Genomic DNA, 24,904 nt, shown 5'->3' with positions numbered 1-24,904 from the left:
TTCAAGGCTTTCTTTAATCTCGACTTGCAATCTTAAACCCATCACATTTAAACCAAACGCACCCTTGTTCTTAATTTAGCGCAGCTTCATGCAGAAATGGTATTATATTGTCTCTTAATTAGTTGGAAAAGTGCATTTTTGTTTTTTTTGTTAAAGTTCAAGGGAAAAATATATAAGTGCGATCGCATACATTCAAGACGGGCTTTTAGAAATTGCTATTATTAGCAAGCCATTTTTGTAAAAACTATTTTATGATTTATTTAAATGATAAGAATACTGATGAGTGGAAGCCAGAAAGCTGAAAGAGTAGATTCACTGATAATCAGGTAATAATTAGTTAGGTTGTGGTTTGATGCGATCGCTTTTTCCTCTGAAAATAAAGACAATAAGCGATATTTACTAAATGCTCCAAAATCATACAGTAAGCGGCTTTCATCCAAGTAAGGGTCTAGGTCTTTTTCATCTTTATACAAAGTTTACAAACAATGTCTATATTGAACTTTGTGTTATAGTAGTGCATATAAGGATTATTTTCGGTTGGGAATTCGTTTTAAAATTTTAAAAGGTCTCTCCGAATCTAACTCTCTACATTCTCTGGTTTGGGAGACAGCCAAATGTCAATTTACGTAGGTAACTTATCCTATCAGGTAACTGAAGAAGATCTTAAGCTTGCCTTTGCAGAATACGGAACTGTTAATCGAGTTCAGTTACCCACAGATCGCGAAACCGGTCGTCCTCGTGGCTTTGCATTCGTAGAAATGCAAACAGAAGCACAAGAGACAGCCGCAATTGAAGCACTCGATGGTGCCGAATGGATGGGACGCGATCTCAAAGTGAACAAGGCTAAACCCCGCGAAGAAAGACCCCGTGGTGGTGGTGGTAGCTGGGGAAATAACAGCCGTGGTGGTAATCGCCGCTATTAAGTCATTAAGTTAAAAACTTCAAATTTAAGAGTCTCCAGCAGATAAAGGCAAATGCTTGACTCTGCTGGAATATTTTATTTGTGCTATGACTTGTAACTATTGATTCACATATAGGAGGAACAAGGATGACGCAAGTAGTCTTAGGAGAAAACGAAGGAATTGAATCAGCTTTGCGAAGATTTAAGCGGGAAGTTTCTAAAGCAGGAATTTTCCAAGATATGCGAAAGAAGCGTCACTTTGAGACACCGTTAGAGAAAGAAAAGCGTAAAGCGATCGCAAGACACAAGCAACGTCGCAGACAACGTTCTCGCTTTAGGTAATATTTAAAGGTAAATAAGTGCATTTGGTAAATAAAACCAGCATCTCTTCATTACCCAATTAAAACGTCCTTTGTGGCTACTCTCTCTTCCATAAAGTGTCAATACTCGTCAAAGGACGGAAATGCCAAATTACAGGCGCTGGTTAAATTATTTTACCAGATTTACCTTGTTTCAAGAGGGCGCTAAGAAGTATAGCTAACCCTCTTATTTGATAAGTAGAGAGTATTCAATCTGTTATTTATTTTTAATCCCAGTTATTTCAGCAACTAACTCTGAGGCTTTACTCATTAATGTAGTGTCAATATCAACTTGATAATTCCCCTGTTGTAAAACCCCCATCACAACATCTTCTAAATCTGCATTTCCCTTTCTTGCACCCAAACCATTAATTGCACATTCAATTTGCCTGACGCCACAATTTAAAGCAATCAGCGAATTATTCACTGCCAAGCCTAAATCATCATGACAGTGAACTGAAACCACAGCTTCATCAATATTTGGCACGCGATTAAAAATCATTTGCAGAAGTTGCGAAAATTCTGATGGTGATGCCAAACCTAAACTATCAGGAATATTAATTGTAGTAGCACCGCTTTTGATTGCAGTTTCAATAGCTTGACACAAAAAATCAGGCTCACTTCTTAAAGCATCAAACGCACTCCATTCAATATCACCGCAGTAATTTCGTGCCAAAGATACACTATCTTTAATTGTTGCTAATACTTGTGTGCTGATAGATTGATTCTTAATATTTACCAAACTATAAGTATGAATTCTGCCTTGTTTGGCTGGTTTAATCGCTTCAGCAAGAGTGATTATTTCATGTTCATTTGCGCTTGCTAATCCGCAAATAATAGAGTTTTTAATGATTTGAGAAATCTGCAAAACTTCCTCAAAATCTTTTTGATAAGTCCCTGGATAACCAACTTCAATAATATCTATTCCCATGTTTTCCAACAGTTGGGAAATGCTGATTTTTTGTTGCAAATTCATTTTGACACCAGGAGTAAGTTCTCCATCACGCATGGTGGTGTCAAAAATTAGCACTTTGTTATTAGCTGATGACATATGTAGATTTCAGGTAAATGAAGTACATATATAAAACCCAAAACCTTGTAGAGACGTAGCACTGCTACGTCTCTACGTGTATTCGATATTTTGCAGCCTCTGCTTGCTGCATTTGGGCTTCAACGCGCCGGATATCCTCTTCAAGTTCAGCAAATACCTCTTCGCCGTCAATTCCTTCGCCTCGTTCTAGTTCTTCAATCCCTTCTCTAATTTTAGCTTTTAACTCTGCTAGACGCTGCTCTTGAAAGCGATCGCGTTCATCTAGCAATCTCAAAGCTTCACCAATCACTTCACTAACTGAGTTGTATTTACCACTATTAACCTTATCTTTAATAAACTGTTCTAACTCTAGAGTTAAGGATACATTCATGATTATTACCTCGTTAAAAGTACTTTAGATCCTAACTTTAGTTGGTGTCAGGTGATAAGGTCTAATTCGCAGCTGATTGCGCTTCTTGATAAATTATTTCTTGAAACTGAATTACGTCTTTTTGCGGATCGGCGTGGCTGACTTTCACTAATATCTGTTCGCCTAAATTTACCGATCGCTTAAAAGACATGGGCAATTGCAAGCCTAAATCTTCTAAAAGAATTAATGCTAAATTGCTATCTTCTCTCAACCACATCAAAACGGTAACTTGCCAAACTTGCTGGGGATGACGCCGCAAATATTCTAAAGCCCAATATCTATTAGTTTGTCTTTCCACCATCGTTAATTCTTGGGTGATGGCAGTCACTGTCATCATCACTTCTTTGAGTTGATCTGCTGTGAAAGGCAGAACTTCACCGCGCAGGTGTGCTTTTAGCTGAAAATGCGTAAGCAAGTCGCTGTAGCGACGGATCGGAGAAGTCGCTTGAGTGTAGGTATCTAATCCCAAACCGGCATGACGCAGCGGGTTGATGCTCATTTCACTTTTGGGCATACAGCGACGCATAGCGCAAGCGCGGACAAATCCGGCTGGTAGCTGAAGCAATTCTTGTTCGGGGGGCAATTCCGGCTGTGGCTGACCGCGAAAAGGCAGGGGAATGTTATTAGTTTTACCGTAGTGAGCAGCAACTTCACCGGCAAGAATCATCATTTCGGCTACGAGTTGGCGCGATTTGGAGTCATCTAATATGTCGATGCTGATTTCGTCGTTTTTGACTTTAATCATCGCTTCCGGCATGTTGATGCTGATTGCTCCTTGAGCATAGCGCCATTGTTTGCGTCTTGTTGCTCCGTTGGCGATCGCTTCGATTTCTGGTTCTGCTTCTACGCCCAACTCAAGCATTTCATCGACATCTTCGTAAGTCAGGCGATATGTGGGTTTAATTAAACTCGCATGTATGCTATAATTTTCTACTGCCCCAGCTTGATTTAAAATTATCCCAAAGCTGAGAGCGCAACACACCTTACCCTGAATTAGACTCATGGGTCCGGTTGCTAATAACTCTGGAAACATGGGAATCATTCCCGTAGGCAGATAAACTGTACTACCGCGCTTTCTGGCTTCTAGGTCTAGTTCATCTTCTGGCGCTAACCAGCGTGTGGGATCGGCGATATGCACCCACCAGCGTTCCCGTCCATCTGCAAGTCTTTCCCAACTCAGACCATCATCTATTTCAGTGGTGCTTTCATCATCAATTGTGTAGACTTTCAAATGTGTGAGATCCAGGCGATCGCTATCTAAGTCAGCCGGCGGAAAATCCAAACGCTGTTGCGCCACTTCTAATACCTTGCTAGGAAACTGAACCGGAATTGACGAACGACGTAGGAATAAGTTCTCATGAGGACTCCAGCAACCCAAATCAATTAACAGTTGAAAGGCTCCTTGGGGGGTAGCGGGACGCCCTAGCATGGTCATGGTTTCCAATACTGGAGCTGGGGGGGGATATGCGCGAGCCACAGTCTCATAATTTACACCCCCACGCACGATATCCGCAAGGAGAGCGGCATATTTTTCTACTGCTTCTATTCTATGGCGATCGTGCCGCCCCCACTCTACCGATTCACCTTTGAGCGCTTGTTCTACACGCTCTAAAAATTCCTGCTGTCCCTTCGCTCTGAGTGCTTCTACTTCTAACTGGTGTTTGCGTTCTGCAACAGCCGCAGCGCTTCTAGGTTCGTAAGCCTCTCCCTTTTGCTTGAAATACATTTTATCATCTGATAACAAGCAATGAGCCGCGTAACACAAAGTCGGATCTGAATCGGAAAACAGCAAATTCGCCATTTCCTTAGGAGTGACTGTTTCTCCATCCTCAACCAGTAATTCCCAAGCGATCTCCAAGCTTGATGGATCTAAATAATCCTTAACTTGTTCTTGAAAGCTTTTAATTTCTGTGGGCTTGTAGATTTGCCCGCTAACAGTGTAAGTAATTTGTCTTGGCGCGAGGCTGTGGGACTGACTGCGTTCATCTACCACAAACCAACGGGTTTTGCCGTCTGGTTTTTCTACTACACCCAGACGGCGATCGCCTTGAACTCTAAATTCAACTAGCGTCCCCTTCTCCACAATCGCATCTTTAGATTTTAGATTTTAGATTTGGGATTTTGGATTAAATAATTAGTATTAAATCCTAAATCCATTTATTTTAGATGTAAAAGCTTATTCTCACTTGGCTTACTTAGATTTTAGATTGTGGACTCAGTAACAATAGGCTACGTACACTATTAACGTAGTACCTCCTGACAATCCGTCTTTAAAAGCTTTGATCGGAGGAAACCTCCGCTCAAACTTTTCGCAAAATCTAAAATCCTTGGCTCCAAAATCGATTTAGCCTTCTGCATTGATGAAAGGCATCAATGCCACAATCCGGGAGCGTTTAATCGCTAATGTTAACTCTCGCTGTTGCTGAGAAGTCAGTCCGGTAATTCTACGTGGAAGTATTTTACCTCGCTCGGTGACGAATTTACGCAATAAATCGACATCTTTATAATCGATTGGTTCTCCAGGCTTAATCGGAGACAGACGACGGCGGAAATAACTCATGTTTTACTTGATTTCCTTGTGAACGGTATGTTTGTTGCAGTGGGTGCAGAACTTGCTCAGTTCTAGCCGATTGGTTGTGTTGCGACGGTTCTTAGTGCTGGTATAACGTGAAACACCAGCAGAACGCTTATCTGGATTTGACCGACACTCAGTACATTCCAGTGTCACAATTATGCGGACACCTTTACTTTTAGCCATAATCTTACAAACAGTAAAGCCTGAAGAGAATTAACACAAATAACTATTTTCTCACATTACGTCGTGTAATTTCAACTAATCGCTTGATTTTTATATCCAGCGAATAGCCTCGACGCGACGAAACTATGATAGTACCAGATACGCGATCGTGCAAAGCCTGACGCATCTGGGTATCTGATAACGCAGCCCCACAGTCTATTGCTAGAGGAATCACTAGCACTATAGCAGTCGGGTTTTTAATAATGTTGCCGAGGGCAATTGATATTAAAAGCGCACCAAAACAGATTATAGCTTCTCTTTTGAGAAGAGACTGCAAATCTGGAATTCTGCCTACTACTTGTCCATCTTGGACTTCTAGCAGCTTCATGTCGAAAGCCCAACGTCCTAGACTCTGCCCCTGATTGTTGTACACTACCACCACTCGCGTTATTCCCCAAGCGATCGCAAAAACTAGTATTTGCACAACTTGAATGCCAATTTCACCGCTACCGAATACCGAACTGAGTAACCAGACACCAAGGAAATCGATTCCCAATGCCATACCGCGTCGCCCGATGTCAACTTTGGGATAATGTTTTTGGGGTACTCGGTCGATAGTCATAAAAATAAATATTTATATTGAGGTTAAAAGTTGGCGTTGAACGCTCATCACTAAAAAATCAAAAGATAAAAGTAAAAAGGACGTGTATCTTTTCACTTAGAAAAATAACGCTAAAAGGCTTATATAACACGCTTGTTGTGAATTTATGCGAAATCCATGTTATGTTTTTTTTAGTGAATTTTTGACTCGAATTTTACCCATTTAATTAAATTGCCGAACTGCATCAACAATTGTACCAATGTTAGATATCAAGACTGCATCAACAATTGTACCAATGTTAGATATCAAGTTACCAATTCACGAAACTTTTCAGAGTACAGTTCAAGGTGAAGGATACTGGACTGGTTCTCTGGTAGACTTTATTCGCTTGTCTGGGTGTCCGGTGGGCTGCCCTTGGTGCGACACTGGTTATGCTGATGGTGGTGCCAAATTACCGCGAACTTACCGCTCTATCCACGAACTTTTAGCGGAGCTAAAATCTCCCAGAGTCGTAATCACTGGTGGAGAGCCATTCATTCAAAAGCATTTACCTGAATTGGTGCAAGCTCTCTTGGCAGCAGGCAAGGAAGTCAGTATTGAAACCTCTGGTGCTTTTTGGCAAGAAATCTCTCCTGCGGCTTGGATTACTTTATCTCCCAAGGAACACGTTAACCCTAGATACCCAGTCCAAAAGCAGTTTTGGAGTCGGACAAATGAAGTGAAGATAGTGATAGAAACTGGTACAGAAGTTGACTTCTACCAAGAACATCTATATGCTCAATCTAGCCTGCCTGTTTACTTGCAACCAGAATGGAACAATTCCGCAAAAACCCTACCTCTAATTTTACAATTGCTACAACAAAAACCTCACTACAGGCTTTCTTTGCAAACACATAAATATATCGGAGTCCAATGACAAATAATCCCGGAAACGCTTCATTACTACTTCTAACTCTGTAAAAGTCAGGATCGCCATGTTGTCAGTCAGTGATGCAGAAGCAATTATTTTAAATTTGGTGCAACCGCTGCACAATCAGCGAGATACAGAAGTTGTCGATTTACTTGCAGATAATCGCATTCTCGCTTCACCTGTCATAAGTAACCTAGACTTTCCCCATTGGGATAATTCGGCGATGGATGGTTACGCTGTGCGTTATGAAGATGTGCAGCATTGCAGCGAGGAAGCACCAGCGGTTTTGGAAATTATCGAAGAAATTCCCGCCGGGTATCAGCCTCAGCGTACAATTAAGTTGGGGCAAGCTGCGCGAATTTTCACCGGTGCGGTAATGCCAGCGGGTGCGGATACAGTAGTTATGCAGGAAAAAACTCGCTTTGAAGATAACCGCGTTTTTATCCTGACTGCACCCAAACTCCAAGAATTTGTCCGACATAAAGCATCTTACTATCAAGCTGGGACAGAATTACTACCCGCCGGCATTGTCTTGAATGCGCCGGAAATTGCCGTTTTAGCTGCTGCTCAATGTACCCAATTACGTGTTTACCGCAAATTGCGTGTAGCTATATTTTCTACAGGTAATGAATTGGTAACGCCTGAGAAACCGCTGCAACCCGGACAAATTGTGGATTCCAATCAGTATGCGATCGCCTCTTTAATTAGGCAAACCGGGGCAGAAGTGTTAATGTTAGGAATTGTTAAGGACGATCCAGAAGTTTTAAAACAAACGATTTCCGATGCCATAGCTAACGCCGATATAATTATCTCTTCTGGCGGCGTTTCGGTGGGAGATTACGACTACGTTGAGCAAATTCTCGAATCCTTAAACGCAAAAATTCACATTCGATCTGTGAAAATGAAACCAGGTAAACCGCTGACTTTCGCTACTTTCCCAAATCAGAATTCCTGTTTATATTTTGGTTTACCAGGAAATCCGGCTGCGGTTTTAGTGACATTTTGGCGGTTTGTGCAACCGGCTATGAGAAAGATGTCAGGGCTTGCAGACAATTGGCTAAGTTTTGTGAAAGTGCGATCGCATCAAGAATTGCGATCCGATGGCAAGCGGGAAACTTACCTTTGGGGTAAGTTGCATTTAATTGATGGATTTTACCACTTTCACGTAGCTGGTGGCAGTCACAGTTCGGGAAACTTAATAAATTTAGCGCAAACCAACGCTTTAGCTATTTTACCTGTGGGTAAAACCTTAATTTCTCCAGGTGAGGAAGTGCAAGTTTTGCAAGTTGTTGGTTGATAGTGGGAATTGGGCATTGGGCAATGGGCATTGGGGAGCCAGTGCGTTGGACGGGTTTCCCGGCTTGAAGCACCTGGCGTCATTGGGCATTGAGAATCGGATAAATTCTTCCTTGTCTCCTTGTCTCCTTGTCTCCTTGTCTCCTTGTCTCCTTGTCCCATGCCCCATGCCCCATGCCCCATGCCCATTCCCCCATTACCCATTCCGATTAATCCAAATACCTCTGAGTCCAACTGCTTTAGCACCGTGATAATCTTCTTTAATGCTGTCGCCGATGTGCCATGCTAATTCAGGTGGACAGTTATGTTTTTCTAAAGCGGTAAGAAAAATTTGGCGATCGGGTTTTGCTGCACCTACTTGGGTAGATATTGTAATCGAACTAAAAAACTCTCTTAGTTGCAAATCTTGCAATACCGAGTAGAGACGAGAATCGAAATTAGAAATTATCCCTAGTTGAATTCCCAACCCTTTCCAATTTATTAATGATGCTAAAACATCTGGATAAACAAACCACGGATCGGCTGTACCAAAGTGAATATAAAGTTCGCTAAAAAAAGCTGAAAAGTCAGAAAATTGTGCAAGAACACCAGCGCGTTCAAATGTGTGACAAGCTATTTGCAACCACCAATCAAACTCGCGCTGAGGAATATCTTGTTGTTCTGCACCGGGAAATATCGGTGGTGAGGCTGCTTTAAAGCTTTGGATAAATGCTTTATTTAAAGTATCGGGGGGAACTTTGACACCAAATTCCTGCGCTATCTGACTATAAATTTCACCGACACTGCCTTTAACTCCGAAGAGTGTACCAACAGCATCTAAAAAAATAACTTTAGGTCGTTCCATAGTGATGCAGCAACCGTCGTAGAGACGTTCCAGACTGAACGTCTCTACAATATGTGTGAACTGCTAATTCTATCACATGAAAGTCTATTTAGAAAGTGTTTCGATGATAGGACGGGCTAACCAGTTAAAACCAACTTTTAGCTGATGATCTAAAGTTGGCATCCGATAGAGGTAAGCTAGACGACGAGCAACAGCTGCTAAGGAACCATCTAATTTAACTCCTAAACCGGTGAGGGTAGCGTTGTTTATCCCCAGTGTCATCATTTCCCCTAACTGCTGGTAGCGGAAGGGAAGTAAAGGGCGATCGCTTAAAGTTGCCCAGATATTCCACGCTGTATAATCAGCTTGTTGAAAAGCAGCTTGGGCGGTTGCCGGGACTTGCTGACCTTCGATATCATGAGAGTCTGCTAAGTCTCCTAAAGCAAAGATTTCTGGATGGTCAACTACTTGCAGAGTTGGTGTAGTGGTAATTTGACCGCGCTGATTTTGCTTGAGGGGAAGATTTTTCACTACCGGACTAACTCGCGTTCCCACAGTCCAAATTACCAAATCTACGGGAATTGTATCAACCTGATTTTTATAATCTAGGGAAATGCTATCTTGAGTAATTGATTCAACTTGGGTTTCTAAATCAATAAACACACCCCGCGCTTCTAAAGCTTTTGTGGCAGCTTCGCGGTTAAATTCTGGGGAAGTTCGCAAAATTTGATCGCTGAGTTCAACTAAACGAAAGCGTCCTCTTTCTCCTAACCTGTCTGCAAGTTTGCAAGCTAATTCTACACCACTGTAACCACCACCAACAATTGCGACGCGGATTTTGTCTGCTGGTGATTCTTCTAAAACGCGCAAACGCTCTTCTAGATTATACGCATCAGCAACGCTGCGGAAGGGGTAAGCGTGGGATGAAGCACCAGGAACTAAATCTAAAGGAGTTTCTCCACCCAGCGCTAAAACTAAGCGATCGTAGGGGATTTCCTGACTATTCTGTAAGTGTACTCTTTGCTGGTCTATGTCAATTTCCGATACGAGTGATTGACAAAAACGCACACCTGTGTTTTGTAAAAGTTCTTCAAAAGGAGGGGCAATTTCCCAAGTTTGCAATTCCCCGGTGAGAAGTTCGTAGAGGAGAGGGGAGAAGAGGAAGCGATCGCTTTGATCTACCAGAACAATTTCCGGTTTTTGCGTAGCCCAAGGTAACTGACTTAAACGTAAGGCAGTGTGAAGACCACCAAAGCCTCCACCTAGTATACAAATTCTAGCTGTTTGTTGAGTCATCGGTCTTTAAATCGGCATTGTCAGGTAGTTCTTTTAGTGTAATAATTTATTTCTATCTGTGACCATTAACCAGCTATCTTGATATTTTCCTTCATGTAGTTCATGTTTGGGCAAAATTTTCACTTTTTCAAAGCCACATTTCTCGTAGCAGCGGATAGCGCGAGTATTCCTCACATGTGGATCGATGACAATTTTATCAGCTTGCAATTCTGCAAAAAGATAGTTGACAAGCGTTGATAATATTTTAGTACCAATTCCTTGATTCCAATAATTCGTTTCACCGATAAACAAGTCAATTGCATAAACATTATTAGTTTCATCCATACAATATGTTTGCCTATCGTTTTCCGATAAGTCATCAAGCAAGCAATATTGGATATAACCAATAGGTAGTTTGTCATAATAAACCAGACAAGGGATAACCGGGTCATCTCCCATGACTTGGGGTTTGTATGCTTCGATAATTCTCTCTAAAGGAAAAGGATTATCTCTTCCTTCGTAAAATTCTAAAACTTTATCATCAGTCAGCCATTTTGCCATTAACTGATAGTCGTGCATTTCGTCTTGCATTTGACGAATCATGATATTATCGTTATTGATTATCATCTAAATTAACGAAGCAATTATATTGATACTCATTGCTAAAATAGTAGTATTAAAAAAGAAAGATAATATTCCATGTACCAACGCTAAACGCCTCATATCTCGTGATGTTGTTTGGACATCTGAGACTTGACTTGTCATGCCAATGACGAAAGAAAAATATAAAAAGTCCCAAAAATCAGGTTGATGGTCGCTAGGAAAATCTAGACCTCCGGCTATTTCTTCATTCTTTGTTTCATGGTCTTGATAATAATTGCGTGCATATTGCTGTGCAAATACTGTATGTACGAGCAACCAAGAACCTATAATTGTCATCACAGCAAGCATGACATGTAGAGTTAGGAAGATTGGAGATATTCCCTTTTTATCGCTGAGTAAAAATCCAATAGCTAATACACTAGCGCAAGCAGCAGCGATAATCAAAATAAAGATAGCCAAACGACCTTGATATTCACGTTTAGCATTACGACGCATCGTTTCTGGAGTAGCCTTAAACATCATCACCAAATTCAAGGCTAATAAACAATCAATACCACAATTCCAAGCAGTGAGAATGCGTGTAGGTAAGTGTAGTGAATGGGGAAGTATTACTAATACGAAAGTCGCTAAACAAATAGAAGTAAGCAGTCGGTGTCGAGAATCTATTTTGATTAGAGAATTAGGTAGATCAGGCGATCGCATAAGTTAATCAAACTAAAAAGCATAATTAATAGTATATCTTGCCTGTAATAACCTATTGCAATTATAGAACTCAAAAAACGAACCGCGAAGACGCGAAGGACACGAAGAAAGAAAAATGTTTATAGGACTTATGCAAAAACCCTCTCGCTCTTCTTATTCCTTCGTGTCCTTCGTGTCTTCGCGGTTCGTTATCTCTTGTTTGTCACCCTTAAAGACCAACAAAAGAAGGATACCAAATAAAACCTTTTTTAATTCGATGGATCTAACCTATTAACAAAGGTTGCCCAAATAATCATCGGTGAAGGCTCTATCCCTTTTAGTGAGCGGTTTACCGCTCACTACGAATTCAATTTAAAGAACATTTTTTTTCTTGCGTTTTCACTTTTTCTAATTTATTTGGCGGTAAACCGATTTTTGCCTTATTATAAAGACGTTCAAATTCTCGCATATAATGAGCCGCAACTACAGGGTTTTCAATTACTAAAAGTGTTTCGTCATTACCATTATTTGCAGCTTCCGACCAATTGTGAGAACCTGTAATTACGATTTGTCCATCTATGACAGCAAATTTATGATGCAATAAATCACCTTTGGGTAATAAAGGTACACCAACTGTGGTAATGGGATTTTGCCAAGGATGGTTATTCAGTTCATATTTACATTTGTTACTCAAAGCAATACCCATCATATCTAATGCTTCACTATATGAACGATAAGCGAATTGTGGTTCAATCAAAGCGCGAATCTGCACGCTTTCTTGATGGCGATTTTCTAAGATATTAGCAATCCGCTGTTCGGAAAAGACAAATAATGCCATATTGACGTTATTTGTCGCGGAAGTTAAAGTTTTGCCGATTAAACCGTTGCTGCTTTTACTCCAAGGTTGAGTAGGGGAAGTTGGTGAAAACTGCACGGTAATTTTGTTTGCACCTAAGCTGATTTGTTCAGGTAAACGTAATGGTTTTTTTAAGCCAAATTTACTATCTGATTTTCCCGCTTGTCCATCGCCCCACATGATGTTAAACTCTTTGGTGAATAAAGCAGCTAATTCTGGGCTGTCGATATTCAATAAATTATTGGCGTTACCTAAACTGGTATTATTAGAATAATCTCCATGAATGTCACTCAAGGTAAAATTGGCGGAAGTAACAATCACAATGCGATTATCCACAATCACAAATTTATGATGCATCAAATCGCTACCTCGTGAATTATCTGCTAGATCATCAACTATAGGGACTTTCGCATTGCGTAAAATCGCCAAAGCATCTCTTTGGTTGATTTCCTGTGAACTAAGTTGATTATTTTTGTTAATGTCTACAAATTGGCTAAATTCTTGATATCTGTCCTTTTCTCTCTTATTTAGCTTACCAACTTCTGCCGCAGTGAAATTACTCCAAGCACGACTATAGGTGTTTTCTAAGATTAATCTCACCTTAACTCCAGCTTTTTGTCTATCAACCAGCGCTTGTGCAACTTTGGGTAGACGTAATTCTTGTACTGCTACATCTACTGTTGATTTAGCTTGGTAAATTGCATCAACAATTTGTTTTTCTAAATCATCCCCAAGACGGGTTTGCTGTCGGTAAGGTTCTTTATATTCTGAAGACTCGGAATGGTTAAAGTAAACTTTGACTAATAAATCTTGCGGCAAAGGTTGAAGACGTTTACTGTCAGACTGGACTCGCTGACAACCTGCGAGGGTAAGTACCAGTAAAAAGATAAAATAAAAATGTCTTTGAGGAGAAAAAATTTGCACCTTAGTCTGTTAATCGTTGGGTGAACAAATTTATAATTCCCAAATAAGCAAGTTTTTCAACGCAGAATTAGCCAAATGTCAAAAGTTGCCAGCGTGTGTTTTCCCGAAATATAATATGCAAATTTATTTAGATTATAGTGCGACTACTCCCACTCGTTCTGAAGCGATCGCCACAATGCAAGCAATCCTCACTCAACAGTGGGGCAATCCTTCCAGCTTACACGAGTGGGGACAACGAGCAGCAACAGTTGTTGAACAAGCGAGAATGCAAGTTGCGGGATTAATTAACGCTGCCGATCCTGAATCGATTATCTTTACCTCTGGGGGCACCGAAGCTGATAATCTGGCAATTATGGGTATCGCTCGTTTGTACGCTGTTCCCCAACATATGATAATATCGAGTGTGGAACATTCTGCAATTTCTGAACCAGCGCGATTATTGGAAATGTGGGGTTGGCAAATAACCCGCTTGTCGGTGGATGCAAAAGGGACAGTAAATCCTGTAGATTTAGAAGCAGCGTTGCAACCTAACACCGTGCTGATTTCCGTGATTTACGGTCAAAGTGAAGTTGGGACAGTCCAACCAATAGCCGAATTAGGAAATATTGCGCGATCGCACAACGTCATATTCCACACAGATGCTGTCCAAGTTGCCGGTCGTTTGCCAATAAACGTACAATCATTGCCTGTAGATTTACTGAGTCTTTCCAGCCATAAAATCTATGGATGCCAAGGTGCAGGAGCGCTGTATGCCCGTCCAGGAGTGGATTTAGCGCCTTTGTTGAGTGGTGGAGGGCAAGAAATGCGACTGCGTTCAGGTACGCAAGCAGTGCCAAATATTGCCGGATTTGGTGTGGCAGCAGAATTAGCAGGGCAAGAAATAGTAACAGAAACACCGCGTTTAATTAAATTACGCGATCGCTTGTTTTCCCAATTAGCCGATATTCCTGGTTTAATACCTACAGGTGATATGATTTACCGCTTACCTCATCATGTCAGTTTCTGTCTGCAACAAGCTGATGGGGAAAAACTCAGCGGTAAAACTTTAGTACGAATGATGAATTTAGCTGGTATTGGTATTAGTGCTGGAGCCGCTTGTAATAGTGGTAAACTAAGTCCTAGTCCGATATTGTTAGCGATGGGTTATTCAGAAAAAGCTGCATTAGGAGCAATTCGCATGAGTTTAGGACGCGAAACCACAGAAGCTGATATAGATTGGGTAGCGATGGTGTTCAAGCAAATTTTGCAAAGGTTGACCAAATAATTATTAATTTATAATTCATAATTCATAATTTCACAGACAGAGCTACTCAATTGATTGATGGTAACAAATCAATTTATTCTTTATAAAATCTAAAATCGTTTAAAATGGCTGAACTTCCTAATACTTTAGAAGACGCGATCGCTCAAGCACAAGTCGCTACCCAAGCAGCGCTAGCGGATGGTTATAAACGTCTGCAAGTTGAGTTAGTCTTCCCAGAACTCAAACATATGTCAGTCGCGGAGCAATTTTTACCAGCTTTTCAAGCATATGATTCTCGTCTGAAAATATTCTTTACCGATGCGGGTGCTGCGGCTCTTGCCCGTCGCGACTGGGCAGATGTACCATTTAAAATTGAAGATATTGGCAGCGGTAGAGTTGCTTCCCTAGAATCAAAAATTCAGCCAGAAGACGAAATTTTCTTATTTATCGCTCCCACTTCTGTAGAAGTGCCACAGCTGGAAAAACTATGTGAATATATAGGCGATCGCCCTTTTGTCCTTTTAAATCCTCGCTTAGATGAAGCTGGCGCCGTGGGTATCGGTTATACCGCAAGACAAACACGCGATCGCTTCATTAGCACCCTTGAATCATGTTATTACCTGCGTCCTGTAGATGATGAAACAGGTGTATTTCGCTGCTACCCTCAACAGTGGGAAATCTGGGTGCAAAAAAGCGGTAATTACGAAAAAATAGCCGACTTAGCCACAAAACCGGCTGGTGACGAGGTGGATCTGATTCTAGCAAAAGGTTCGCAAACCTCAAATGGTACACCCGCGAAAAAGCCCGGTGTATTCAAGAGTTTGCAACGTTTCCTCAAAGCATTGAGTAGTTAGGAGTTTTCACTTTTTCTTAAGAGGAAATACTGATGGAACGTTCAAAATTAGTGGCAATTATTACAGGTGCAATTTCGATAATTTTAGCGATCGCCTACCTAATTCTTGTTCAATTGCTAGACTTTCGAGGTGAGATGAAACCTGCCCCCATTAGCCAACTTACTCTCTTCCCGCTACAAGATTACCTATCTTCTTTCTCTTCTTCCTTTGTGTCCTTCTCCTTCGGAGACGGCAAAGCCGAACGTGTCTTTGTGAGTCCAGCCCCCGTCTTGGACGCCACTTGCTTTATGCCGGGAGACCCGTCCACCGCAGTGGCTCCGCTTTCCGTCACGATGGGGGACTGGCGAACCCGTTCGCGCAGCGTCTCCCTTTGGGAGAAGGGCGGTTCGTTAAATAGGTATTCTACCCTGCACCGAACGCCTAGCGGCGAACGAGCGGGAAGGGAGTAACCAATCAGCAGTCATTACTCATCATCATCCAGCTGATGACAAGGAGATAAAACTAGTATATTTATCTTAAAAATCTAAATTCTTCAGATACCCGACTTCTTTAAGAAATTGGGTATCTTGTTTTTCACGATTCCTAAACGGATTGCTATATATTGCCATGAGGCTAATTCTACCAGGTTGGACACACGATGTTTTAAGTATTTTTCACTTTCCTTTGAATTGCGTCGTGATTTGAAAATTCTTCAAGGATAAAGGCTGCCTAAGCAGCCCATCAACTGGACTTTAGACTACTTATTTAAGCGCGAGAAGTGTAAGTATCAACACTATTGATTTCAAACTCACACGCTCTAGAAACTACTTCTGGAGGTAATTCATCAAAACTGATTAATGGTAAATAAGAAGGGTTTGCCATTAGTTCTTTTGCCAATAAAAATCCAGTAATAGTCCAGGTTTGAAATTTCCTGGCTTGCTTACCCATCAGTCGCCCTTTTTTACCATCATAATATTCGGGCCATTCATCATCACTCAAACGTGCTTCGGCAATTTCAATCGCCATTTGTGCGAGATTTGTTCTGTTAGTTTTTACCGCTGCTGCCGCCAACATCCACATTAAAACGGGCCAGCTGCCACCATTATGATAAGACCAGGGAATATTTTTCGGGTCACATCCAGTTACAGTTCTGTATTCATCATTTTCCAAAGCGGGGAAACAGATTTTCATCGGCATATCTCCCACTAAATCGTCCCATCGTTTCTCGATGAGATTCATAATCGCTTGCGATTGGTCAACGCTTGCCAGATCGGAAACGATCGCCATCAAGTTTCCGACTGAAAAGAAGCGAGTATCTAGCTGCGAGGGTCCAACATTACCTGCTAGATAACCACCTTTTTTTGGCAACCATTTATCTAATTCATAATAGGGAAGAGAATCTGCATATACATTGAAAAGATTAACCGCTGTTTTGCCATATTCTTCACCTTTGAAGCGATAAATTGCATTTAGGCGATTGATATCTATCCAATAATGCTGGCGGATATGAGCGCATAATAGAGGTAAGCGGTTATCAATTGCTTCGACAATATCTTGATTGCCTTTACAAATTAGTAACTCGCGAGCCGCACGCAATGCAGCATAAAATAGAGTTTGAATTTCTAAAGGATGCCCGTAGATACCTAGACGACGGTCAATCATACAAGCACCATCTGGAACTAACAGCGTTGGATACATATCAAAGCGAGTTGCCAAGCAAAGTTCCATAATTAACCTGATACCTTTTTGGAATTCAGGTTGATAAGCTAGAGAAAAATCTTTGGTAGAGATGACATAAGCACGCAATAAAATCATCCACCACAGACAAGAATCAACAGGTGTCACTCTAGCGATCGCGTGTTCGCCGAAATCAGCTTCTAAATATTCTTCTCCTTTGTGAGATATTACTTTGAAGCTAGCTGGAATCAAACCCCTACCTGGCTTATAAGCATCTAATTCTCTTTCTTTCGGCTGTAACTTTAAAGTTTCTTCGAGAAAATTACGCACAATTTCCGCTCTGCCTTTAATCAGAAAAAGTAACGCAGAAGAAACAAAATCTCGAATAAAGCACTGGTCATAATTGAGCGCTTCTACTGATACATCATAGGCGGCTACCGTGCCCACGGGACGTCCTTGATAGTAAAGAATCGATTTCTCTAGTGCTTCCCATGCTTCTTGGTCTACACTTTTAATTGTTACTAATTCGTTTAGTTGCATCGCTCTTTATATCTCCGTTTAGATTTTGTACTTATATTGTGTCTTGTGGTAGATGTGCCCTGATTATTATTTTTGCTATTTCGATCATAACAAAGACAATTTTTTGAGCAGCAATACAATCAGCTAATAATTTATCCAGAAATAGCAGATAAAGCTGCTCAAGAAGCAGCTTTTCTAAAATTTTCGGTTATTTTGATAAATTGTATTTATACTGAACTAAATCATTTATTTTTTCATGTAAGTAGTACTAACATAATCGTTTATAAAAGTGCAGTCAAATATACTTTTAAATGACGATTTTTTCTGCTTCACATTCGGAATAATTACTTGAAAAACAGAACTATACTTCCTGCGCTGTTTCGGCTTCACATTAAATTAAAGCTGCAACAGCGTATTTACTTAAATTTAATTTAGCTTTTTACACTACAAATTAAATTATTCCCCTATTAGTTAATAATTTATAACGAATTTTCAGAAGATGCAATATAGTTTTAAAATTTTCGTCATCATTTTTTCATAAAAGCTGAATATTTTAACATACATATCTTTTCGTTCACATGTGTTCTTATCCAGTTAAAAAGCCAGAGTGCAGCTAGAGAAAGGCATACAGCCTTTACATGATTAACCAGAAAACTTGCACGCAGACAAAATGAAAAAAGATGGAGACAAGATAAAGTTATTTTTGAAACAACAATAAAATTTCTACTCCTTAAACTTAAGTAATATTATCGATGCGGTCAGAGGATTCAAGACTTTTTTCTACTGAAGTTACTCAAAGAGCGATAGCATTCGATACATAATAATAAAAGCAAATTACTCAGTTATTTACAGACTAAGAAAGCGAAAATTTCTAATGTCCGTAACTCATAACAAGACTTGTTGCTTGCTTCGGCAATAAAACAAGCGTTTGCTACTCTCTCCACGGAAACAGCAATACGAACTATCGCATAAAGTATGTTTGTTGGATAGTTCTTTTTCTTATGCTGTTAAGATTTAAAACTTATCGTTTGAAATTAACTGTTATTTTGTAACTATTGTTACTGACGCATAAGTAAATATAATATACCCATTTGCAAAAGCCAACGGGTAGGGATCGGCAAGAATTTGTAAAATCTTGCGGATGAATCTTAAAGTTAGTGTAAACTACAATTTTAATCAGGTTGCGTCCAGAAGCTAATGCACTACCAACTGAAGGAGCGAAGAAGCTCTGCTTCTTGTAGCCAGACATCGCCCAAGTCTTGCGGTTGGCATGAGTAGATTTGCTTACGCACGTTTTTGTAGAAGCGATCGCTCCGACATAGCAATCTTTATATTGGCTCAGAAGTAATCTAACTTAATTAATATGTAGTAATTATACTTGATCTTATACAGGGCGTAATTATATGAATAATATACAGAAAATTAATTAATCAAGTTTAGCCAGGAAAAATTTATGTTAAAAACCTCTCAACCTGTAAAAACTCCGACGGTTGACCGTTTGCTCAATCTTTGGGCACAGCGCTACACAGTTGATTTATCGTCTCTATCTTTAGAAAACGGAGCATCCGCTGATTCGTTGCTCAAAGCCTCATCCCCAGAGGGTCGAGCCTTAACTGCTACCAAGTTAAAGGATAACGTATTAGATATCAACTGCAACATGGCATGGATACAAACGAAAACCCTTTACTCTTATATTCCTAACATTTTAGATTTGAACGAGGCAAAGCGCATAACTCAATTTGCCTTTAGGGTGTATAGAAAATTACTAGATATTTATAAAAAACAGTCAATAAATACTGGCTCAGTTTCGGTTGAAAGTAAAGATAATTCCCTTACTTTATGGGCAATTCCAGCAGTCGAAGAACTAGCATACGCTCTTGAACCAATATTAATGGTGTTTCAAGAACAACACATTGCATCTAAGGATTGGCGTGCCCTAGGTTTTTTGACAACGCAGTTGAATTTTAGCAATAGCTTAATTCTGAAAAAACTTACACCATCTGAAAAAATATTGCTTGCTTCTTACTTAAACTTTGTAGAAGAGCAAGTTGCGATGCCGTGGCAGCGAGTCTGCAATCAAAGTGCTAAATATAAATTCAATTCGCCTGAGTTTATGATTGTAGAGCAAATGTTACCAGCAGCTAGGGATATTGCTCAAAGTGTTTATAATCGACTGATGGAATTATTGCCCAATCATCGCAGCCGTCGGGGAAAATTGAATGATTCTGGTGTAACACACTCTTGCCTTCGTGACTTAAATATGTTTCAGGCATATTTATGGCTGTGTTTTTTAGAGGGTAGTATGGCATCATTTGAAGAAGAATTGCTTCCTTTATGTCAGATGGTTGTGGAGGGAGTGGAAATTAAATGGGAAATGACAGAAAAATGGTGTCAAGTATTAGGGGATGAAATTATTAGGCGTGTGAATCCAGAACAAAAAGCTTTGTTGCTGCCTTATACTGAGCGAATGCAGGAGATATTTTTGCAAGAGCGATCGCGTTTGGGTTTTCAAGAGGAATCTGTTGAGAGTGGTGTTTGATTTAACAAGGTCTCACGCATTCGGCAAAGCCGTTCCCGCTTTCTTAGGCGCTAAGGCGCAAAGGAAGAGGGAAAATAGTGAAAGCCCCTCGGTGAGTTCACTGAAGGGCTATTTCCGATAATTGAAGATTTTGTACGTTATTTTAAGCTACGCGCACCTTTGCCGCGATTGCAGTTGAAACACAGTGTTTGCAAGTTGCTAATGTCGTTAGTGCCTCCTTGAGAAAACGGTTTTTTATGATCAACTTCTAGGGTGACTTGTGGGGGAGTTTTACCACAAGAAACACATTTATGATTGTCTCTTTGGAGAACTGTAAAACGAACTGATAGGGGAATGTAACGCGATCGCTTGTTTGCTTCTTGCTTTGGCTGAGATTGAGATTTGGTAACAAGATATTTTTTCGCTTTTGCCTTCTTTACTTTCTCAGGCTTTGGCTCATTTACCAAAACTGCAAAATCCCGAATCACCCCTCGCACAAGTTTTTGCAGTGAATTAGTAGTTTTTCTTGCCATTGTTAAACCCACCCATAGTTTGAGCCTGGTTGTGCTTTAACTTGGGCAATTGTCTTTTCAATAAACTTTAAGTCATTTTCGAGACTGTTTATTACTGTGATTAACTGCTCAAGCTGATTTTTCAGGCTATCAGCAGTATGCTTAAGAGTATGCTTGCGAGTCAAAGCTTCACGAGCCAAATCTTCACGTTCTTTTTTCATAGCTAATAAAGCTATTTGATGCCACTCTTGGACTTTATTTTGAGCTTGGTTGTAATTTGCTTGTATTTGTTCTCTGTTACGTTTAGCAAGATGAATATTCTCTAGTATGCTGAGTTTTGTTTGGTTAAGAGATTCAACAACTTTGTTTGGGTCATTAGTATCTTGACTACCATCAAGCAGCTTCAACAAACCATAACCACCAAGTCCAACTACTGCACCAGCAGCAGCTACAGGAGCCATACCAATGCTAAACCCGGTTCCGGCTGCAAGTAATCCCATCTTTCCAACAGTGGCAGAAACTCCAGCACCACCAACCGCTCCTAGTGCAGCAGCACCCAAAGCCAACGCATCTTGATTTTCTATTCCTTTCTTAGCTCCATAAGCAGCCATACCCGCAACCGCTCCCGCAGCCATCAAATGCGGCGCACCAATACCTACAGCTGTTCCTGCGGCTGCTAATCCCATACCCCCGACTGTATGAGAAATAGCAGCACCACTGGCGACTCCTCCAGCAATAAACGCTGCACTTTGTCCTGGTTTGAAATTACCTGCTATATCGTTAAGATTTGCCTTGACTATGCGGCTGATACGATTATTTAGTCCCATATTTCTGTCTTTTATTTCCTGGTTATTACTTGGTTAAAAGTGATAGATAATACTATGTTTAGTTTAAGCTGAGTAAGCTTTTGCAACCTCGTTATAATCAGTGAAATCTTGCTTTTTATTCTTAAATTTTGTGTGAAGTGCAGTCTTGAGCTATCTTAGGTTTTTAGTTAATAAATGATGCTTAACGTGACTTTAAAATTTTCCGCAAAGAGTAACGAACCGCAGAGACGCAGAGGAAGCAGAGGAAGAGAGAAGAGAGATTTTTGAAATAGTGAAAGCCCTTCGGTGAAGTTCACTGAAGGGCTATTTACGATAATTAAAAATTTTGTACCTTATTTCAAGCTACGCGCACCTTTGCCGCGATTGCAGTTTAGACAGAGCGTTTGCAAGTTGCTTATATCGTTACTTCCTCCCTTGGAAAAAGGCAGAATATGGTCAACCTCTAGCTGGGCTTGCTGTGTAGTGCGTCCACAAAAAACGCATTTGTAGCCGTCTGTGTGTAAAGCTGAAACACGAACTGATGCGGGAATATAACGCGATCGCTTGTTTGCTTGTTGCTTTGGCTGAGATTGAGATTTGGTAACAGGTTTTTTAGTCTTTAGCTTTTTCGGTTTATCAGCTTTTTGACTATTAACCTGAGATACCAAATCCCGAATTACACCGCCTACCAGTTTTTGCAGTGGGTTAGCAGTCTTGGGTGAAATCATCCATTAGCTACCGGGGAACCTTTGAGTATCATCATCATCTGTACCGTTAAAGTGCTTGTAACCTTTGTAAGCTACAAACCCCACAACTCCCACAACTCCTACAATAGCTGCTACTGGAATTGCTACTGTGGCTGCATTGGTAAATCCTATAGCGCCTAAGATTCCAGGAGCCGCAACCGGAATTTCTATTTCGACTGCGACTGTACCAGCAACACCTACAATAGCTGCTATTGCACCTAAAATATTCTTATCTTGATTATCCATTGTTATTTACCGTCTAAATCCTATTTAAAAAGTTTCTTCAATCCATAAGCTGCTAGTCCAACTACCGCACCAGCAGCTACAACCGGAGCAGCACCAATGGCTACAGCAGTTCCTCCTACTGCTAAACCCATACCCCCAACTGTTGCAGCAACGCCTGCACCTGCTGCGGCTCCACCTGCTGCAAATGCCGCAGCTTCTTTAGCATCATCTTCTTTACGTTTTTTAGCCATTATTTTTGTACCTTAATTTACCTGACTTCTAAAAAAGTAACATAAGGTTTTTTCTAACTACATTTGTGCTTTTACTTAAATGTTGAATTAACTTTTTGCCAAGCATAAAAAAGCCAATATCCTTAAATACACCAGCTTATTTATAAAGAATTTAAACTCTCATCACAAATCTTCAAATATTAAACCCATCACCTTACACAACTGACACATTCTCCTCTTCTCTCTCTGCGCTCTCTGGGACTCTGCGGTTCGTTTCCTCCAAAACCCGCAAAGCCAATGCTTGAACTCTAGCGATCGCTTCTTCCCTTGTTTGCCCATAAGCCAGCACACCAGGAAAATTAATCACCTCAGCCAGAAAGCGTCCATCCTCTTCTTGTTCAATTTCTATTGTGAAGTTCATATCCACCTTTGCTCTACTGCGAGCGATTTAATGTCTCATAACAGTGTCCTGAATTCCTCGCGGTCTATTTGACAATCACGGAGTATCTGTGCTATAAGACCAGAACCAATTGTTTCACCTGAGTGTACTGGAACGACAGTTCGACGACCATCACTGTGTATTAAAAAATGGTGACTTCCGCGCACTCTTGCTACCTCAAAACCTGCTTTGCTAAGAGCTGCAATTACTTCTCGTCCAGTCAAACTTGGTAGTTTGCTCATACCTCAACTGAAACTCTCTGAACACCAATAAATTCGAGTGTTTCGGCTTTGTCTTGCTCAACTTCTAAACAAAGCTCAATGGCTTCTTGAATGCGCTCAATAAGTTCGTCTAGAGACTTAGCTTGTGTATGACATCCAGGAAGACTAGGTACAGAAGCAACAAAGTAACCTTCGGAATCTCGCTCTATAATTACGTTGAATTCTCTGGTCATGTTTAAATGGCGATTTTTGAGAGATATGTAATTTTAGAGTAGCAAAAGAAAGAAGTGCGATCGCGGAGTGACTCTGTAAGAGTATCGCCTGTGGATTTTAGGGAGGAATTTGTAGAGAGTGCTATTTGATATAGGTTTCACTTCTAGGCATAGAGGAAGAACATTGATGCGATCGCGTCTTCAAGCGTTCTAACTTTAGCGCTACGCCAATCAAAGCACCCTGGAATCTAAGCATTTTTGGTCTTTGTTTTTAGCGTACATTTAAAGAATGTAAACCATAATCACCAATCAAGTCCTATGGTCAAAATTGTGCAAGCAACCTGCACTAATGGCGAATTGATTCTTAGCGAAAAGCTAAATTCCGAATTGGAAGGTAAAACCGTACAAATTATGATTTTTGAGTCAACGGAGTTTAATAAGACAATAGATTCTGGGGAATCTAAAGTACAGCACTTTTGAGAGCGAGTAAAGAACTACTCTTTCAAACTCCCCACAGAGTATACAGCTTAGTTCGGTTTAGTGAACTGGTTTATTAAAGTTGATTACCTATCAGGTATTTAATTGCGCTAAAAACTCTTTATAAGCCTGATTAATTGCTTGCATTGAGGCTTTTGCAGTTGCAGAACTGTTGACATCAGGATGATATTGTCTTGCTAATTGAAGGTAGGCTTGTTTGATATCACTGCGATGATTGCCCGGATTTACGCCTAAGATTTCCCACCATTCCCCAGATAGTATTGGGTTAAGTACGGATTCATTAAAGTTTTGTTTTTGAGACCAAATCTTGATGCTTCCACCGTTACCACCACTTACCAACATTTTGCCATCAGGACTGAAGGCAACGGGACTACGCCCAGAAAGAGTTTGTAATACTTCCCCCGTTTGTAGGTTCCAAAGTTTGATGATGCCGTCCCTGCTGCTACTAGCGAGGGTTTGTCCATCTGGGCTGATAGCAACAGATAAAACCGCTGTTGAGTGTCCAGTGAGGGTGTAGAGTAGTTCCTCAGTGTCAAGATTCCACAGCTTAATGGTGGTGTCTGTACTCCCACTAATAAGAGTTTGATTATTAGGACTGATGGTAAGTGTATTAACTGCTGCCAAATGTCCGGTAAGAATACAGCGCTGTTCCCAAGTTTTTACATCCCAAAGTCTAATAGTTTTATCGGCACTGCCACTAGTACAGGGTGGCGGAAATAAACCGACCATTTTTGTGAGAGACTAAGCAAGAAGGGTCAAAACCCTTATGGGTAGTTTTTAAGGAATCAAGGTGTGGCAA

The 24,904-nt window shown here is 40.6% G+C and carries 31 protein-coding genes; 8 read left to right on the top strand and 23 right to left on the bottom strand.

Features of this window, described 5'->3' with window-relative positions:
* Positions 1-260 precede the first annotated feature (260 nt).
* Complete coding sequence (locus AABK37_RS29715) at positions 261-473, bottom strand: hypothetical protein (protein WP_432555088.1); 213 nt, start codon at positions 471-473, stop codon at positions 261-263.
* 141 nt (positions 474-614) lie between these two features.
* On the opposite strand from AABK37_RS29715, the gene AABK37_RS29710 reads away from it, so the two are divergent.
* Positions 615-923 (top strand): RNA recognition motif domain-containing protein, encoded by a 309-nt coding sequence (locus AABK37_RS29710; RefSeq protein WP_432555087.1) that lies wholly within the window; start codon positions 615-617, stop codon positions 921-923.
* Between the two features lie 125 nt (positions 924-1,048).
* Positions 1,049-1,243 carry a 30S ribosomal protein S21 gene (gene rpsU / locus AABK37_RS29705; protein WP_089128907.1) on the top strand — a complete coding sequence of 65 codons (195 nt, stop codon included), beginning with the start codon at positions 1,049-1,051 and terminating at the stop codon, positions 1,241-1,243.
* A 234-nt stretch (positions 1,244-1,477) separates the two neighbouring features.
* Here rpsU and AABK37_RS29700 read toward each other — a convergent pair whose 3' ends face one another.
* From AABK37_RS29700 to AABK37_RS29675, 6 genes are all read right to left on the bottom strand, one after another.
* Positions 1,478-2,311, bottom strand: a complete 834-nt coding sequence (locus AABK37_RS29700) for a 2-isopropylmalate synthase (protein ID WP_432555086.1) — start codon at positions 2,309-2,311, stop codon at positions 1,478-1,480.
* A 64-nt stretch (positions 2,312-2,375) separates the two neighbouring features.
* The gene (locus AABK37_RS29695) at positions 2,376-2,681 is read right to left on the bottom strand and encodes a type II toxin-antitoxin system ParD family antitoxin (protein WP_432555085.1); all 306 of its coding nucleotides are present in this window, start codon (positions 2,679-2,681) and stop codon (positions 2,376-2,378) included.
* A 61-nt stretch (positions 2,682-2,742) separates the two neighbouring features.
* A complete protein-coding gene (locus tag AABK37_RS29690) occupies positions 2,743-4,803 on the bottom strand; it encodes a ribonuclease catalytic domain-containing protein (RefSeq protein ID WP_432555084.1) in 2,061 nt (686 codons plus the stop codon).
* Between the two features lie 261 nt (positions 4,804-5,064).
* Positions 5,065-5,280, bottom strand: a complete 216-nt coding sequence (gene rpsR / locus AABK37_RS29685; protein ID WP_029634024.1) for a 30S ribosomal protein S18 — start codon at positions 5,278-5,280, stop codon at positions 5,065-5,067.
* A gap of 3 nt (positions 5,281-5,283) precedes the next feature.
* The gene (gene rpmG, locus AABK37_RS29680) at positions 5,284-5,478 is read right to left on the bottom strand and encodes a 50S ribosomal protein L33 (protein ID WP_432555083.1); all 195 of its coding nucleotides are present in this window, start codon (positions 5,476-5,478) and stop codon (positions 5,284-5,286) included.
* 43 nt (positions 5,479-5,521) lie between these two features.
* A complete protein-coding gene (locus AABK37_RS29675) occupies positions 5,522-6,079 on the bottom strand; it encodes an RDD family protein (RefSeq protein WP_432555082.1) in 558 nt (185 codons plus the stop codon).
* A 238-nt stretch (positions 6,080-6,317) separates the two neighbouring features.
* Here AABK37_RS29675 and AABK37_RS29670 point away from each other — a divergent pair, with 238 nt between their 5' ends.
* Positions 6,318-6,974 (top strand): 7-carboxy-7-deazaguanine synthase QueE, encoded by a 657-nt coding sequence (locus tag AABK37_RS29670; RefSeq protein WP_432555081.1) that lies wholly within the window; start codon positions 6,318-6,320, stop codon positions 6,972-6,974.
* A gap of 58 nt (positions 6,975-7,032) precedes the next feature.
* Complete coding sequence (locus tag AABK37_RS29665) at positions 7,033-8,265, top strand: molybdopterin molybdotransferase MoeA (protein ID WP_432555080.1); 1,233 nt, start codon at positions 7,033-7,035, stop codon at positions 8,263-8,265.
* On the opposite strand, the gene AABK37_RS29660 is transcribed toward AABK37_RS29665, so the two are convergent.
* The 6 genes from AABK37_RS29660 to AABK37_RS29635 all read right to left on the bottom strand — a co-directional run bounded on the left by AABK37_RS29660 (position 8,218) and on the right by AABK37_RS29635 (position 13,426).
* Positions 8,218-8,433 carry a hypothetical protein gene (locus AABK37_RS29660; protein ID WP_432555079.1) on the bottom strand — a complete coding sequence of 72 codons (216 nt, stop codon included), beginning with the start codon at positions 8,431-8,433 and terminating at the stop codon, positions 8,218-8,220. The two genes, AABK37_RS29665 and AABK37_RS29660, sit on opposite strands and share 48 nt — an antisense overlap.
* Positions 8,434-8,460: 27 nt before the next feature.
* On the bottom strand, positions 8,461-9,108 hold the full coding sequence (locus tag AABK37_RS29655) for an HAD-IA family hydrolase (protein ID WP_432555078.1): 648 nt from the start codon (positions 9,106-9,108) through the stop codon (positions 8,461-8,463).
* Between the two features lie 84 nt (positions 9,109-9,192).
* Positions 9,193-10,383 (bottom strand): NAD(P)/FAD-dependent oxidoreductase, encoded by a 1,191-nt coding sequence (locus tag AABK37_RS29650; protein ID WP_432555077.1) that lies wholly within the window; start codon positions 10,381-10,383, stop codon positions 9,193-9,195.
* Between the two features lie 33 nt (positions 10,384-10,416).
* Positions 10,417-10,989, bottom strand: coding sequence for a GNAT family N-acetyltransferase (locus AABK37_RS29645; protein ID WP_432555076.1), 573 nt, complete (start codon positions 10,987-10,989; stop codon positions 10,417-10,419).
* On the bottom strand, positions 10,990-11,667 hold the full coding sequence (locus AABK37_RS29640; protein ID WP_432555075.1) for a DUF1345 domain-containing protein: 678 nt from the start codon (positions 11,665-11,667) through the stop codon (positions 10,990-10,992).
* Between the two features lie 346 nt (positions 11,668-12,013).
* Positions 12,014-13,426 carry a phospholipase D-like domain-containing protein gene (locus AABK37_RS29635; protein WP_432555074.1) on the bottom strand — a complete coding sequence of 471 codons (1,413 nt, stop codon included), beginning with the start codon at positions 13,424-13,426 and terminating at the stop codon, positions 12,014-12,016.
* Between the two features lie 115 nt (positions 13,427-13,541).
* On the opposite strand from AABK37_RS29635, the gene AABK37_RS29630 reads away from it, so the two are divergent.
* The 3 genes from AABK37_RS29630 to AABK37_RS29620 all read left to right on the top strand — a co-directional run bounded on the left by AABK37_RS29630 (position 13,542) and on the right by AABK37_RS29620 (position 15,972).
* A complete protein-coding gene (locus AABK37_RS29630; RefSeq protein WP_432555073.1) occupies positions 13,542-14,690 on the top strand; it encodes a cysteine desulfurase family protein in 1,149 nt (382 codons plus the stop codon).
* 104 nt (positions 14,691-14,794) lie between these two features.
* Positions 14,795-15,523 carry a DUF1995 family protein gene (locus tag AABK37_RS29625; protein ID WP_432555072.1) on the top strand — a complete coding sequence of 243 codons (729 nt, stop codon included), beginning with the start codon at positions 14,795-14,797 and terminating at the stop codon, positions 15,521-15,523.
* A 32-nt stretch (positions 15,524-15,555) separates the two neighbouring features.
* A complete protein-coding gene (locus AABK37_RS29620) occupies positions 15,556-15,972 on the top strand; it encodes a hypothetical protein (protein ID WP_432555089.1) in 417 nt (138 codons plus the stop codon).
* Between the two features lie 295 nt (positions 15,973-16,267).
* Here the strand turns inward: AABK37_RS29620 and AABK37_RS29615 are convergent, their stop codons facing one another.
* Complete coding sequence (locus tag AABK37_RS29615) at positions 16,268-17,719, bottom strand: glycoside hydrolase 100 family protein (RefSeq protein WP_432555071.1); 1,452 nt, start codon at positions 17,717-17,719, stop codon at positions 16,268-16,270.
* 1,432 nt (positions 17,720-19,151) lie between these two features.
* On the opposite strand from AABK37_RS29615, the gene AABK37_RS29610 reads away from it, so the two are divergent.
* Positions 19,152-20,237, top strand: coding sequence for a hypothetical protein (locus AABK37_RS29610; RefSeq protein ID WP_432555070.1), 1,086 nt, complete (start codon positions 19,152-19,154; stop codon positions 20,235-20,237).
* A 137-nt stretch (positions 20,238-20,374) separates the two neighbouring features.
* Here AABK37_RS29610 and AABK37_RS29605 read toward each other — a convergent pair whose 3' ends face one another.
* The 9 genes from AABK37_RS29605 to AABK37_RS29565 all read right to left on the bottom strand — a co-directional run bounded on the left by AABK37_RS29605 (position 20,375) and on the right by AABK37_RS29565 (position 24,834).
* Positions 20,375-20,749, bottom strand: coding sequence for an HNH endonuclease (locus AABK37_RS29605; RefSeq protein ID WP_432555069.1), 375 nt, complete (start codon positions 20,747-20,749; stop codon positions 20,375-20,377).
* A gap of 2 nt (positions 20,750-20,751) precedes the next feature.
* The gene (locus AABK37_RS29600; RefSeq protein ID WP_432555068.1) at positions 20,752-21,555 is read right to left on the bottom strand and encodes a PspA/IM30 family protein; all 804 of its coding nucleotides are present in this window, start codon (positions 21,553-21,555) and stop codon (positions 20,752-20,754) included.
* A gap of 332 nt (positions 21,556-21,887) precedes the next feature.
* Positions 21,888-22,262: an HNH endonuclease gene (locus AABK37_RS29595; protein ID WP_432555067.1), complete on the bottom strand. Its 375-nt coding sequence runs from the start codon at positions 22,260-22,262 to the stop codon at positions 21,888-21,890.
* Positions 22,263-22,265: 3 nt separating this feature from the next.
* Entirely contained in the window at positions 22,266-22,526 is a 261-nt protein-coding gene (locus AABK37_RS29590) for a hypothetical protein (protein WP_432555066.1), read from the bottom strand.
* A 20-nt stretch (positions 22,527-22,546) separates the two neighbouring features.
* On the bottom strand, positions 22,547-22,756 hold the full coding sequence (locus AABK37_RS29585; protein WP_432555065.1) for a hypothetical protein: 210 nt from the start codon (positions 22,754-22,756) through the stop codon (positions 22,547-22,549).
* 193 nt (positions 22,757-22,949) lie between these two features.
* A complete protein-coding gene (locus AABK37_RS29580) occupies positions 22,950-23,156 on the bottom strand; it encodes a type II toxin-antitoxin system HicB family antitoxin (protein ID WP_432555064.1) in 207 nt (68 codons plus the stop codon).
* 35 nt (positions 23,157-23,191) lie between these two features.
* Positions 23,192-23,416: a type II toxin-antitoxin system HicA family toxin gene (locus AABK37_RS29575; RefSeq protein ID WP_089128934.1), complete on the bottom strand. Its 225-nt coding sequence runs from the start codon at positions 23,414-23,416 to the stop codon at positions 23,192-23,194.
* A complete protein-coding gene (locus tag AABK37_RS29570) occupies positions 23,413-23,628 on the bottom strand; it encodes a type II toxin-antitoxin system HicB family antitoxin (protein WP_432555063.1) in 216 nt (71 codons plus the stop codon). Before AABK37_RS29570 ends, AABK37_RS29575 begins: the two co-directional genes overlap by 4 nt.
* Positions 23,629-24,177: 549 nt before the next feature.
* Entirely contained in the window at positions 24,178-24,834 is a 657-nt protein-coding gene (locus tag AABK37_RS29565) for a DnaJ domain-containing protein (protein WP_432555062.1), read from the bottom strand.
* Between the last annotated feature and the right edge of the window lie 70 nt (positions 24,835-24,904).

Origin of the sequence: Tolypothrix sp. VBCCA 56010 (assembly GCF_050875635.1) — a bacterium.
In the GTDB taxonomy this organism is placed as follows: Bacteria; Cyanobacteriota; Cyanobacteriia; order Cyanobacteriales; family Nostocaceae; genus Hassallia.
This window is presented reverse-complemented; position numbering and strand designations above follow the sequence as displayed.